The organism is Saccharothrix sp. CCNWYY140, assembly GCF_037401995.1.
Lineage (GTDB): Bacteria > Actinomycetota > Actinomycetes > Mycobacteriales > Pseudonocardiaceae > Actinosynnema.
On record NZ_JBBEGC010000003.1, the window covers coordinates 45,873 to 59,427 of the forward strand.

The window sequence follows — 13,555 nt, forward strand, 5'->3', positions numbered from 1 at the left end:
GAACAGGAGGACGGCCCTTTCGCGGTTCTACGGCTACAGCACCACGTTGACCAGGCGACCCGGCACGACGATCACCTTGCGCGGCTCACCGCCGCCGACCAGCTCGGCCACCTTCGGGTCGGCCAGGGCGGCGGCCTTCACCTCGTCCTGACCCGCCGACGCGGGCACCACCACGCGGGCCTTGACCTTGCCGTTGACCTGGATCGGGTACTCGACCGTGTCCTCCACCAGGTACTTCTCGTCGGCCACCGGGAACGGCCCGTGCGCCAGCGACTCGACGTGACCCAGCTTCGACCACAGCTCCTCGGCCACGTGCGGGCACAGCGGGGCCAGCAGCAGCACCAGCGGCTCGGCGATCGCGCGCGGCGCCCCGCCCGGGTGGTGCTTGGTCACGTGGTTGTTCAGCTCGATCAGCTTCGCGCCCGCCGTGTTGTAGCGCAGGTTCGCGTAGTCCTCGCGCACGCCGGCGACCGTCTTGTGCAGCAGCCGCAACGCTTCCTCGGTCGGCTCCTCGTCGGTGACCCGCAGCCCGCCGGTCTCCTCGTCGACCAGGTTGCGCCACAGGCGCTGCAAGAACCGTTGCGCGCCAACGACGTCCTTGGTCGCCCACGGACGCGACACGTCCATCGGACCCATCGACATCTCGTACAGCCGGAACGTGTCCGCGCCGTACCGGTCGCACATGTCGTCCGGCGTCACGACGTTCTTCAGGCTCTTGCCCATCTTGCCGTACTCGCGCTTGACCTCTTCGCCCTCGAAGAAGTACTTGCCGTCGCGCTCCTCCACCTGCTCGGCGGGCACGTACACGCCGCGCGCGTCGGTGTAGGCGTACGCCTCGATGTAGCCCTGGTTGAACAGCCGCCGGTACGGCTCGTCACCGGACACGTGGCCCAGGTCGAACAGCACCTTCTGCCAGAACCGCGAGTACAGCAGGTGCAGCACCGCGTGCTCGACGCCGCCGATGTACAGGTCGACGCCGCCCGGGTCGTTCGCCCCGTGCTCGTCGGTGCGCGGACCCAGCCAGTAGCGCTCGTTCTCGGCGTCGACGAACCGGCTGTCCAGCGTCGGGTCCACGTACCGCAGCTGGTACCAGCACGAACCGGCCCAGTTCGGCATGGTGTTGGTCTCGCGCCGGTACTTCCTGCGGCCCTCGCCCAGGTCCAGCTCGACCTCGACCCAGTCCTCCGCGCGCGACAGCGGCGGCGACGGCTCGGAGTTCGCGTCGTCCGGGTCGAAGGTCCGCGGCGAGTAGTCGTCCACGTCCGGCAGCTCGATCGGCAGCATCGACTCCGGCACCGCGACCGGCACGCCGTCCTCGTCGTACACGATCGGGAACGGCTCGCCCCAGTACCGCTGGCGGGAGAACAGCCAGTCCCGCAGCTTGTACTGCACGGTGCCCTCGCCGCGGCCGTGCTCCTCGAGCCACGCGATGATCGTCTTCTTGGCCTCGTCGACGTCCATGCCGTCCAAGAAGCCCGAGTTGACCGCCGGGCCGACACCGGTGAACGCCTCGCCCTCGAAGTCGGCGGGCGGCTGCACGGTGCGGATGATCGGCAGGTCGAACGCCTTGGCGAAGTCCCAGTCGCGCTGGTCCTGGCCGGGCACCGCCATGATCGCGCCGGTGCCGTAGCCCATCAGCACGTAGTCGGCGATGTAGACGGGGATCTCCTTGCCGTTCACCGGGTTCACGGCGTGCGCCCCGGTGAAGACGCCGGTCTTCTCCTTGTTCTCCTGGCGGTCCAGTTCGGACTTGCGGGACACCTCGCGCCGGTAGGCCTCGATCGCCTCGACGTGCTCGGGCGTCGCGATGACGTCCACCAGCGGGTGCTCCGGCGCCAGCACCATGTAGGTCGCACCGAACAGCGTGTCCGGCCGGGTGGTGAACACCTCGATGTCGGTGTCCCCGCAGGCGAACTTCACCCTGGCGCCGTGCGAGCGGCCGATCCAGTTGCGCTGCATCGACTTGACCTTCTCCGGCCAGTCCAGCCGGTCCAGGTCGTCGATCAGGCGGTCGGAGTAGGCGGTGATCCGCATCATCCACTGGCGCAGCGACCGGCGGAACACCGGGAAGTTGCCGCGCTCGCTGCGGCCGTCGGCGGTGACCTCCTCGTTGGCCAGCACCGTACCCAGGCCGGGGCACCAGTTGACCGGCGCCTCGGACAGGTAGGCCAGGCGGTAGCCGCCCAGCACCTTCTGCTGCTCGGCGCGGGTCAGCTCGCACCAGCCCCGACCGTCCGGGGTGGACCGCTTGCCCTGGGCGAACTCGGCCTCCAGCTCGGCGATCGGTCGGGCCTTCTTCGCCTTGTCGTCGTACCAGGAGTTGAAGATCTGCAAGAAGATCCACTGGGTCCACTTGTAGTACGCCGGGTCGATCGTGGAGATGCGGCGGCGCTCGTCGTGGCCCAGGCCCACGCGGCGGATCTGCCGCAGGTAGGTCTGGATGTTGTCCTCGGTGGTCTTGCGGGGGTGCTGGCCGGTCTGCACGGCGTACTGCTCGGCGGGCAGGCCGAACGCGTCGAAGCCCATCGTGTGCAGGACGTTGCGGCCGGTCATCCGGTGGTAGCGCGCGAACACGTCGGTGCCGATGAACCCCAGCGGGTGGCCGACGTGCAGGCCGGCGCCGGACGGGTACGGGAACATGTCCTGCACGAACAGCTTGTCCGCGGGCACGTCACCCTTGAGCGGCCCGACGGGGTTGGGCGCGTGGAACGTGCCCCGCTCCTCCCACTCGCGCTGCCACCGCCGTTCGATCTCCGCCGCCAGTGCGGCGGTGTAGCGGAAGGCGGGCGTCTCAGCCGCCGCGTCGGTGCTCATCTGGGTAGTCCCTTCCGGTTGCCGGCCCCTGACATGACGAAACCCCCCAGCCCAGATGGGCATGAGGGGTTGCCGCGCCGACCCTTTCGTGCGGGTCCGCGCGGCTAGATAAGGAGCAGGCGGGCCGTGCTCATGTGTCCACGGTATCAGCGCAGCGCAAGCAGGATGAACCGGGTGAACTCCTCCGCGGCGAAGTTGTCGTCGCTGACCAGCACGACCGTGCGTTCGCCGGTCCGCAGGCGAGGGCCCCAGGCGATGCCCTCCACGTTGTCGATCACCGGCAGCGGGAAGTCGGACAGGTCGGCCAGCAGGCGCTTGTGCACGGGCTTGTAGTCGGCTTCGGCCAGGGAGGCGACAGCGGACACGTCGGTGGCGCCGTTCACGTTGATCTCGAACAGCCGCACCTTGTAGTCCGCGCCCGGCACCCAGGACCGCTCGATCGTCAGGTACCGGCCGGGGCGCTGCGGGTCGGCCAGGATGCCCGGCACGCCGGTGTCCGGGCCCCACGCTCCCGGTTCGGGCACGGCGAACAGCGGTTCCAGCGGGTAGACGTGCTGGGCCAGCACCTCGCCGGTGCGGGTCTGCACGGTCAGGCGGGCGACCGAGCCGCTCTCGACCGTGGACTCCTCGCCGTCCTGGAGCATCGGCCCCTCGACGACGCTGGTCAGCCGCGTGCCGGTGCGGTCGAAGGTGATCGCCTCCAGCGCCCGGTTGCCGCGCGGGCCGGTGTTCTCGGTCATCGCGTAGTTCGCGGGCAGGGGGAGGCGGCCGGCGTGGGTGCCGTCGCGGTCGCTGTGCTCGATGGACGGCTGGATCGTGGTCGACCCCCGGTTGCCTTCCTGGCTCCACCAGTACCGGCCGGTGACGGGGTCGACGCGGACGTCCTCGGGGTCGACGGCGTTCGGCGGGTACGGGACGCCGTCGGGGTTGGTCAGCGTGCGGACGCCGGTGATCGCGACACCCTCGGTGCCGACGGCCGCCGTGTAGATCCGGACGGGGTTGATGTTGGACCGGTCGTCGCTGATCAGGACGTACTCGCCGGTGCGCGGGTCGCGGTCGATGCCGGACAGGCCGCCCACCGTGGTGCCGGCGTGCTGGAGCTTGTGCGGCAGGACGTGGGCGGCGAGGAACCGCACGTCAGGCGTGGCGTGCGCGGTTGTGGCCTGCGCGGCCACCAGGGCGGCTGCGACGAAGAGTGAGCGGATCATCACGCTTCGACACTGCCTCGTTGACGGGTGGCCGGGGAATCGCACCTTCGGGTGGTCACGTTCGGAGGACCTGGTTCGACCTTGATCGAAGGACGCGCCTACCCTCGACGGGGTGAACATCGTGCTGCTCGTGGTGCTGGGCTTGGTCGGCGTGGCGTTCGGGACGACCGGCGTGCTGGGCCTGCGCGGCCGACTGCGCCGCAACCGCTTCTTCGGTGTCCGGACCGCGGCCACCCTCCGCGACGACGAGACCTTCGCGATGGCCAACCGGGTGGCGGCCGTGCCGACCACCGTGGCCGGCGCGATCGCCCTGCTCACCGCCGCGGCCGTGCTGCTCAACCCGGCGACCGCCCTCGTCGTGGGCGCGCTGGGCCTGCTCGGCTCCCTGGTCATCGCCGCGGCCGGCGGCGTCCTGGCCCACCGCACCGCCGAGGCCATGCCCGCCCCGGAACCGGCCGGGTGCGGCGGCTGCGCGTGCGCCGGCGCGTGCGGCGTGCTCCAGCGCGCCTGACCCCCTCGAGTTCACGGCCCGGACGCCCACCACCGTCCGGGCCGTTTCCGTGTTCGGGCCGTTTCCGTGTTCGGGCGTGGCCTCCGGCCCCCGTCTCGATCGTCCCAGAGGGGTACGACAAATCCGGCGAAGCGCCCCCTGGGGCTCATTCTCCCAGCGGGGTACGACAGTCAGTTGCGGCGGACGTCCACGGGGAACGTGGCCAGCAGGGCGGTCGGCATGCCCTGGCGGCGCAGGACGCGGCCCCACAGGTCGGTGTTCGGCGGGGTCAGGACGTCGTCGGGCAGGCCCGGCACGACGATCCAGTCGCCGCGGTCGATCTCGCGAGCCAGCTGGTCCTCGCCCCAGCCCGCGTAGCCGGCGAAGACCCGCAGGCCGCGCACCTTCGGGACCAGGGCGTCCGGGTCCGAGTCCAGGTCGATCAGCGCGACCGGGCCGTGGACGCCGACCACCCCCTCCAGGGCGCTGTGGTCCTCGCCCGCCCTCAGGGCGGCCAGGCACAGAGCCGTCTTCTGCTCCACCGGGCCGCCGATGTACACCGCCTGCGGTCGGGACACGTGCGGGCCCCACGCGGGCAGGACGTCGTGCACCGCGACCTCGCTGGGCCGGTTCAGCACCACGCCCAGCGTGCCCTCGCCGCGGTGGTCGATGACGTAGACCACCGTGCGGCGGAAGTTCGGGTCGGTCAGGCTCGTTGCCGCGACCAGCAGGGAGCCCGGCTCGACTTCGGCATCAGGTCGCACCGGTCCATGATCCCAGACGACGCAGATCACACCCGGGGCGGAACATCCGGGTTACCGTGTTCGTTGCAGTGACCGTCAGGTGCCATCGAGTCCCCCGGGCCCAACACAAACCGCCTTCGCGGAATACCGCACGGCTGGAGCCGCGAAGCGCAATCCGCCGAGAGGCGACCGGGCACCTGGCGCCAGGGAGGCCGGACCCCACGCGGGTCCGGCCTTCGTGGCTTCCGGGCACCCCTGATTCCCCCCGCTGTTCACCCGAGCGGACCACCACAGGGCATAGGCTCGGGGGGTGACCACTGCCGGGACCACCACGGCGAAGCACCACCTCGGCATCCGGAAGCTCCTCGCCGTGGCGGACTTCCGCAGGCTGCTGGCGTCCCGGCTCGCGGCCCAGTGGGGCGACGGCCTGTTCCAGGCCGGTCTCGCGGGCGCGGTGCTGTTCAACCCCGAGCGGCACGCCGACCCGCTCGCCGTCGCCGCCGGGTTCGCCGTGCTGCTGCTCCCGTACTCCGTGGTCGGGCCGTTCGCGGGCGCCCTGCTGGACCGGTGGGACCGCCGCCGCGTCCTGGTCGTGGCCAACCTCACCCGCGGCGCGTTCATCCTGCTCACCGCCGCGGCCGTGGGGTTCGGCCTGGACGGTGTTCCGCTGTACGCCTCCGCCCTGTTCGTCACCGGCGTGAGCCGGTTCGTCGGGTCCGGCCTGTCCGCGTCCCTCCCGCACGTCGTGGACGACGACCACCTGGTCGAGGCCAACGCCTTCGTCACCACCCTGGGCGCGCTGACCGCCGTGCTGGGCGCCGCCTGCGCGGTGGGCCTGCGGCAGGTGCTCGGCTCGGGTGACGGCGGTTCGGCCTGGACCACGGCCTTCGCCGTCGTCGGCTCGCTGACCGCCGCGTTCCTGGCGTCCCGGTTCGCGCGGGGCGTCCTGGGCCCGGACGAGGTCGACGAGCCGTCCCGCACGGCCACCGCCGTGGCGCTGGGCCTGGTGGACGGCGGACGGGCCGCGTGGCACGCGCCCAGCGTGTCCGCCGCCCTGCTCGCGCTGCTCGCCCACCGGGCCGCGTTCGGCATGTCGCTGCTGATCACGCTGCTGCTGATGCGCAACTCGTTCACCGACTTCGGCCCGTTCCGGGCGGGCCTCGCGGGCCTGGGCGAGGTCGCGGTCTTCGGCGGCGCGGGCATCCTCGTGGCCGGCCTGCTGACCGACCGGATCGTGGACGTGCTCGGCCGGCGCGGCACGATCTGCGGCGCGCTGGGCCTGGCCGCGGCGACCCAGCTCGGCCTCGGCCTGCCCATGCTGCTGCCGACCACGCTGGCCGCGTCGTTCCTGCTCACGTTCGCGGGCCAGGTGGTCAAGCTGTGCGTGGACGCGGCCGTGCAGCACGACATCGGCGACGAGGTGCGCGGCCGGGTGTTCGCGCTGTACGACACGCTGTTCAACGCCACGCAGGTGGCGGCGGTCGCGGTCGCCGCGGCGGTCGTCCCCCTGGACGGCCGGTCGCCCGGCCTGGTCGTCGCGGCGACCGTCGCCTACCTGCTGGGCATCACCGGTTACCTCGCGCTCCGGCGACGCGCCGGATCAGACGCCGTACGGCACCGGTAGTCGGATCATGCCCGTCTCGTGCGCGAACACGACGGCGGCCATGCGGTCCCGCAGGTTCAGCACCCGCAGGATCTCACCGACGACGACGCCCACCTGGCGTTGCGTCACCGCCAGCACGCGCGCGATCTCGTGGTCGGCCAACCCCCTGGCCAGACACCTGAGCACCGCCCGCTGCTGGTCGGTCAACGCGGCCAGGCCGTCCGCCTGAGTGCCCCCCTCTGTGGACAACCCCCAAGCGTTCATGCGACACCACCCCCAATGTGCGCCTGCCCCCGACGCACACAGTCATGGTGTCGCAACCCACTGTCACTTGGCTAACGGAGACCGGGTGATTGTTTCGCCAGTAGATCACCCGGGGACGTCGATGCCCTCCGACCGCGCCCACGCCAGCAGTTCCGCCACGGCCTCGTCGTGGTCCAGCGGCCCCCGGTCCAGGCGCAACTCCTTGAGGAACTTCCACGCCTTGCCGACCAGCGGCCCCGGCGGCAGCCCGAGCAGCCGCATGATCTCGTTGCCGTCGAGGTCGGGCCGGACGCGGCGCAGGTCCTCCTCGGCCGCGATCCGGGCGATGCGGCGTTCCAGCTCGTCGTAGGTGCGCTGGAGGGCGTTGGCCTTGCGCTTGTTGCGGGTGGTGCAGTCGGCGCGGACCAGCTTGTGCAGGCGCGGCAGGAGGTGGCCCGCGTCGGTGACGTACCGGCGCACGGCCGAGTCGGTCCACTCGCCGGAGCCGTAGCCGTGGAAGCGCAGGTGCAGGTACACGAGCTGGGAGACGTCCTCGACGACCTCCTTGGAGTACCGCAGCGCCCGCAAGCGCTTGCGGACCATCTTCGCGCCGACCACCTCGTGGTGGTGGAACGAAACCCCGCCGCCCTCCTCGAACTTGCGGGTGTCCGGCTTGCCGATGTCGTGCAGCAGCGCCGCCAGCCGCAGCACCAGGTCGGGCTCGGGCGTGTCCTCCAGGTCGATCGCCTGCTCCAGCACCACCAGCGAGTGGTGGTAGACGTCCTTGTGCTGGTGGTGCTCGTCGATCTCCAGCTTCATCGCGGGCAGCTCGGGCAGCACGACATCGGCGAGCCCGGTCTCCACCACCAGCTCCACACCCGCGCGCGGGAACGCGCCGGTCAGCAGCTTGGACAGCTCGGCCTGCACCCGCTCGGGCGTGATCCGCGACAGCTCGCCCGCCATCGCGCGCATCGCCTCGACCACGCGCGGCGCGGGCCGGAACCCCAGCTGGGAGGCGAACCGGGCCGCGCGCAGCATCCGCAGCGGGTCGTCGGAGAACGACTGCTCGGGCGTCGCGGGGGTGTCCAGGACCCGCGCGGCCAGCGCGGCGCGACCGCCGGTCGGGTCCACCAGCTCGCGCGCGACCAGGTCGAACGCCATCGCGTTGGCGGTGAAGTCACGCCGGACCAGGTCGCCCTCGATGGTGTCGCCGAAGGTCACCTCGGGGTTGCGGGTCACGCCGTCGTAGGTGTCCGCGCGGAACGTGGTGATCTCCAGCGTGAGGCCGCGCTTGGCCGCGCCGACCGTGCCGAACGCGATGCCCGTGTCCCACACCGCGTCGGCCCACCCCGACAGCAGCTTCTGCACCGCGGGCGGGCGGGCGTCGGTGGTGAAGTCGAGGTCGTGGGCGCCGGTCAGCCGACCCAACAGCGCGTCACGGACACTGCCGCCCACGAGGTAGAGCCGGTGACCCGCGGCGGCGAACCGCTCGGCCAGCTCGTCGGCGACGGGGAACGCGCTGAGCAGTTCCACGACGTCATCTGGGGACAGCTTCGATCCGGACACGAAAGGCCAGCTTTCCATCAGCGCCGAGAATTTTCGAACACCAAGTCAAGCACGTGAGGATACCGATCACTGAAAGCGCCAGCGGGGTCACGACCGGTAGTCAAGGGTCGTGACTACCATCAGGTCATGCCTCACTCGTCCGGTCGCTCCGGCGGTCCCAAGCCGAGGCGTCGGAACCGGCGTCGCGGTCGCCGCCTGAAGACGGTGGACGAGACCTCGGCGGGCGGCCTCGTGCTCGACCGCCTGCGCGGCGCGGCGGCGATCATCGGCAGGCTGGACCGGCGGGGCAGGCTCCTGTGGTCGCTGCCGAAGGGCCACATCGAGGCCGGCGAGACCGCGGAGCAGACCGCGGTGCGCGAGGTCGCGGAGGAGACCGGTATCCATAGCAGGGTCCTGCGGCCCCTCGGCTCGATCGACTACTGGTTCGTCGCCGAGGACCGCCGGGTGCACAAGACCGTCCACCACTTCCTCCTCGAAGCGCTGGGCGGCGAGTTGTCCGACGAAGACGTGGAGGTCACCGAGGTGGCGTGGGTGCCCCTTGGCGAACTGGACGAGCGGCTCGCCTACGCCGACGAGCGGCGGCTGGTGCGCCGGGCCGTCGAGCTGCTCGCCGGGTCCGAACTGCCCGACCTGGTCACCGCGGCCCGCGCCGAACTCCCGGCGCCCCGCGACCTGCCGGCGCCGCACACCCCGGCGCCCCACACCCCGGCGCCGCACACACTGTCAGGGGCTCGTGAGATGATCGACTCGGGGGCCGGAGGCCACACGGCCGACGACGGGGTGGAGCGCGCGTGAAACGGCTGCTGTCCGCCCTCGCGGCGGCCGGACTCCTGCTCACCGGCTCGCCCGCCCTCGCCACGCCGGTCGACGGCGGCGCCGGCCCGACCCACTCCGGCGGTCCGACGCGATCCGAGAGCCCCGCCCAGCCCGACCTCGGCCGCTCCGACGCCGGCTCGACGCCCACCGCCCACCCGGTCGCCGCGGGCCAGCCCGTCGCCGGTCAACCCGGCGGCCAGGTCGACGGCGCGCTGTCCCCGACCCAGCCCGGCCCGGTCGGCGGCGTCCTCGCCGGCCGCATCCCGGTCAAGCCCGCGCCCGCCACCCAGGTCTGGTCGACCCGCGCCCTGTCCAGCCAGCCCGGCCAGAACGCGCCCGCCCGGCTCCGCCTGGACATCGAGGCGCTCACCCCGCGCGTGGTCACCGCCGACACCGAGTCCGTCACGATCACCGGCAAGGTCGTCAACATCGGCGACCGCCCCCTGTTCGACCTGGAGCTGCGCCTGGAGCGCGGCAAGCCCCTGGAGTCCGAGGACGCCGTCCGCCGCGCCCTGCGCGAGCCCACCGACGCCGAGTACATCCAGCCCTGGTTCACCCCGATCGTGGACGAGCTGGGGGAGAACGAGAGCAAGCCGTTCACCCTCACCGTGCCCGTCCGCGGCACCGGCAACACTGCCCTCCAGATCGACCAGCCCGGCATCTACCCGATCCTGGCCAACATCAACGGCCGGCCGCAGGACGGCGGACGCGCCCGCCTGGTCGCGCTGAGCACCCTGCTGCCCGTGCTCGGCGTCCCCGGCGGCAGCCCGCTCGGCGCGCCCCCCAACCCGGCGAAGATCACCCTGCTGTGGCCGCTGGTGGACCGCCCCCGGATGGTCTCCGGCGGGCTGGAACCGGTGCTCGCCGACGACGAGCTGGCCGGGTCCCTCGCGCTCGGCGGACGCCTGTACGGCCTGCTCATGGCCTACGAGTCCGCCTTGGACGGCCCGCTGGGACCGGCCGTGTGCCTGGCCGTGGACCCCGACCTGCTGCGGACGGTGTCCGCGATGGCCGGGGGCTACCAGGTGCGCGGCCAGGGCGCGGGCAAGGGCAGCGGCGCGGCGGAGCTGTGGCTGGCCCGGCTCAAGCTGCTGGCCGGCGGCCGGTGCGTGGTGGCGCTGCCGGACGCGGACGCCGACCTGGTCGCGCTGTCCCGCGCCCGCCTGACCGACCTGGGCACGCTGGCCGGCAAGGGCGTCGACGTCGTGCGCGAGGTCCTCGACGTGCAGGCCCAGCCCGGCCTCGCGTGGCCCGAGGACGGCGTCGTGGACGAGCAGACGCTGACCGACCTCACCGCCCAGGGCGTGACGTCGCTGGTGGTCGAGGGGTCCGCGGTCGCGGGCACCCCCGGCACCGCCCCGGTCCGGGTCGACGCCGGCGGCAAGCCGGTGACCGCCGTGCGGATCGACGACATGGTGTCCGACGCGCTGCGCGGCGGCCCGAACCAGACCACCGCCGGCATCACCACGCCCGCCGAGAGCCGCCCGGTGTCGGTGCAGAACGCGCTGGCCGCGCTGGTCTACCGGACCGCGTTCCAGGCCGACGGCCGCCACCTGGTGATCACGCCCCCGCGCCGCTGGAACGCGCCGACCGGCGAGGTCGACACGTTCCTCCAGACCACGAAGTCCCTGGTCGGCACCGGGTTCGCCACCCCGGTCGGCCTGCCCGCGCTGCTCGGCGCCACCCCGCCCGAGCAGCGGGCCGCGCTGAGCTACCCGGTCGAGTCCGGCGCGCGGGAGGTCTCGCCCGCGGTCACCGCCGAGGTGTCGGACACCTGGCGGCAGCTCCAGCAGCTGTTCGGGGCGATGGCCCAGCAGGACGCCGAGTCCACCAAGCCGGGCGACCTGGTCGAGCCGATGCGGCTGAACCTGCTCCGCGCGGTCTCCGGGGCGTGGCGCGGCAACGAGTCCGGCGCGCGCGCCACCCTGGCCACCGGCCGGGAGCAGCTGGACGGGCTGCGCGGCCAGGTCACCGTGTCCGAGCCGAACGGCCCGATCCTGCTCGCGTCCGGCGACAGCCCCATCCCGGTGACCATCCGCAACCGGCTCGACGTTCGGGTCACCGTCCGCATCCTGGTCGAGGACACCCCGGGCATCCTGGTCGAGCAGCAGCCCGACGTGGTGCTGCCCGCGCGCGGCGACCGGCAGCTGACCGTGCCGGTCGAGGTGCTGCGGTCCGGCCGGTTCCCGGTGCACGTCCGGCTGACCACGCCGGACGGCGTCGAGCTGGGCGAACGGGCCCGGCTGGAGGTCTCGTCCTCGGCGTACGGGACCATCACCATCGTCATCACCGCCCTCGCGGGCGCGCTGCTCGTGCTGCTGTCCGCCCGGCGCATCTACCGGCGGGCGCGGGCGGCGAAGGCCGCGGCGGCGGTGCCGAGCACAGCCGGCACCCCCGAGCAGCCGGAAGCGGTCACGCCGGAGAGGTCGAGCGCGAGTTGAGCGGAACGAGCACGGTGGTCGAGCAGCAGAAGCCCCCGTCGGTGGCGCGTGCCTCCGGCTCGATGGCCATCGCCACGATCGTCAGCCGGGTCTCCGGCCTGCTGTCCAAGCTCCTGTTGATCACGATCATCGGCGCGGGCGCGCTCAACGACTCGTACCAGGCGGCCACCACGCTGCCGACGATGATCAACGAGTTGCTGCTGGGCGGCATCCTCACCTCGGTGGCGATCCCGCTGCTGGTGCGCGCCGAGAAGGAGGACGCCGACGGCGGCGAGTCCTACGCCCAGTGGCTGATCACGATGTCCGTCGTCGTGCTCGGCATCGGCACGGTGATCGCGGTGGCCTGCGCGCCGCTGCTGACGGCGATCTTCACCAGCGGCTCGGACGACGCCAACCCGGCGCTGGTGACCGCGTTCGCCTACCTGGTGCTGCCCGGGATCGTGTTCTACGGCCTGTCCGCGCTGATCGGCGCGATCCTCAACACCCGCCACGTGTTCGGCCTGCCCACGTGGGCGCCGGTGCTCAACAACGTCGTCGTGATCATCACGCTCGGCGTCTACTGGCTCATGCCGGGCACCATCTCGCTCGACCCGGTCGACATGGGCGAGCCGAAGCTGCTGGTCCTGGGCCTGGGCACGATGCTCGGCGTGGGCGTGCAGGCGGCCGTGATGCTGCCCGCGATGAAGCGCACCGGCTTCCGGTTCCGCTGGCGGTGGGGTTGGGACCGGCGGCTCAAGGAGTTCGGCGGCCTGGCGTTCTGGGTGCTGCTGTACGTGGCGCTCGGCCTGGTCAGCATGGCCGTGCTGACCAACGTCGCCCTCAACTCCGAGGGCGCGCTGACGGCGTACAACTACCAGTGGCTCGTGGCGCAGGTGCCCTACGGGGTGCTCGGCGTGTCGCTGCTGACGGCGCTGATGCCGAAGATGTCCCGCGCGGCGGCGGCCCACGACACCGGTGCCCTCGTGGGCGACCTGGCGTTCGGCAACCGGATGTCGTCCATCCTGCTCATGCCCTTCAGCGCGCTCATGACCGTGGCGGGCGTGGCGATCGGCCTGGCGGTGTTCTCGCACGGCGAGGCCGGCCTGGTCGGCGGCGAGCGGATGGGCCAGGCGCTGGCGCTGTCCGCGTTCGGCCTGGTGCCTTACGCGATCACGCTGCTGCAACTGCGCGTGTTCTACGCGTTGAAGGACGCGCGGACGCCCACGCTGATCCAGGCGGTCATGGTCGTGGTCCGGATCGCGTTGCTGTACGGGTTCCTGGAGTTCGCGCCGCGCGAGAAGCTCGCGGTGGGCGTGTCGATCGCGATGTCGCTGAGCTTCGTCGTCGGGTGCCTGGTCGGGCAGTTGTGGTTGCGCATCCGGTTGGGCCGGCTGCGGACCGGGTACACGGCGTGGACGATCTGCCTGAGCGTGGTGGCGTCCGCCCTCGGTTTCGGCGCGGCGGCCGGCGCGGCGTGGCTCGCCGTCCGGGTGCTGGGAACCGAAGGTCCGGTCGCCACGGCCTGGGTGGAGATGACCGTGTCGACGATCGTCGGACTGCCGCTGAGCTTCCTGCTGATGGCGGTGTTCCGGGTACCCGAGGTGAAGCCCGTGGTGGACAGGATCAGCCGTCTGGTGCGGCGGCGGTGAGCG

At 72.2% G+C, this 13,555-nt stretch carries 9 protein-coding genes and 1 pseudogene; 5 read left to right on the top strand and 5 right to left on the bottom strand.

What is annotated here, in order from left to right; genetic code table 11:
* Positions 1 to 33: 33 nt before the first annotated feature.
* Positions 34 to 2,814, bottom strand: a complete 2,781-nt coding sequence (gene leuS / locus WBN91_RS02590; protein WP_337725696.1) for a leucine--tRNA ligase — start codon at positions 2,812 to 2,814, stop codon at positions 34 to 36.
* A gap of 146 nt (positions 2,815 to 2,960) precedes the next feature.
* Positions 2,961 to 4,022, bottom strand: a complete 1,062-nt coding sequence (locus WBN91_RS02595) for an esterase-like activity of phytase family protein (protein WP_337725697.1) — start codon at positions 4,020 to 4,022, stop codon at positions 2,961 to 2,963.
* Between the two features lie 112 nt (positions 4,023 to 4,134).
* Between WBN91_RS02595 and WBN91_RS02600 the strand changes: the two genes are divergently transcribed.
* Positions 4,135 to 4,533, top strand: a complete 399-nt coding sequence (locus WBN91_RS02600) for an SdpI family protein (protein WP_337725698.1) — start codon at positions 4,135 to 4,137, stop codon at positions 4,531 to 4,533.
* Positions 4,534 to 4,703: 170 nt separating this feature from the next.
* Here WBN91_RS02600 and WBN91_RS02605 read toward each other — a convergent pair whose 3' ends face one another.
* Complete coding sequence (locus tag WBN91_RS02605; protein ID WP_337725699.1) at positions 4,704 to 5,276, bottom strand: YqgE/AlgH family protein; 573 nt, start codon at positions 5,274 to 5,276, stop codon at positions 4,704 to 4,706.
* 289 nt (positions 5,277 to 5,565) lie between these two features.
* Between WBN91_RS02605 and WBN91_RS02610 the strand changes: the two genes are divergently transcribed.
* Positions 5,566 to 6,879 (top strand): MFS transporter, encoded by a 1,314-nt coding sequence (locus tag WBN91_RS02610; RefSeq protein WP_337725700.1) that lies wholly within the window; start codon positions 5,566 to 5,568, stop codon positions 6,877 to 6,879.
* Here the strand turns inward: WBN91_RS02610 and WBN91_RS02615 are convergent.
* Together WBN91_RS02615 and WBN91_RS02620 are read right to left on the bottom strand one after the other, a co-directional pair.
* The gene (locus tag WBN91_RS02615) at positions 6,856 to 7,107 is read right to left on the bottom strand and encodes a helix-turn-helix domain-containing protein (RefSeq protein ID WP_337725701.1); all 252 of its coding nucleotides are present in this window, start codon (positions 7,105 to 7,107) and stop codon (positions 6,856 to 6,858) included. The two genes, WBN91_RS02610 and WBN91_RS02615, sit on opposite strands and share 24 nt — an antisense overlap.
* Positions 7,108 to 7,227: 120 nt before the next feature.
* A complete protein-coding gene (locus tag WBN91_RS02620) occupies positions 7,228 to 8,667 on the bottom strand; it encodes a CCA tRNA nucleotidyltransferase (RefSeq protein ID WP_337725702.1) in 1,440 nt (479 codons plus the stop codon).
* Between the two features lie 126 nt (positions 8,668 to 8,793).
* Here WBN91_RS02620 and WBN91_RS02625 point away from each other — a divergent pair.
* The 3 genes and pseudogenes from WBN91_RS02625 to murJ form a co-directional block, all read left to right on the top strand.
* A pseudogene (locus WBN91_RS02625) lies at positions 8,794 to 9,279 on the top strand (NUDIX hydrolase); the annotation flags it as partial.
* A gap of 179 nt (positions 9,280 to 9,458) precedes the next feature.
* Positions 9,459 to 11,924 (top strand): DUF6049 family protein, encoded by a 2,466-nt coding sequence (locus WBN91_RS02630; protein WP_337725703.1) that lies wholly within the window; start codon positions 9,459 to 9,461, stop codon positions 11,922 to 11,924.
* Positions 11,921 to 13,552, top strand: coding sequence for a murein biosynthesis integral membrane protein MurJ (murJ, locus tag WBN91_RS02635; protein WP_337725704.1), 1,632 nt, complete (start codon positions 11,921 to 11,923; stop codon positions 13,550 to 13,552). Before WBN91_RS02630 ends, murJ begins: the two co-directional genes overlap by 4 nt.
* The last annotated feature ends 3 nt before the right edge of the window (positions 13,553 to 13,555 follow it).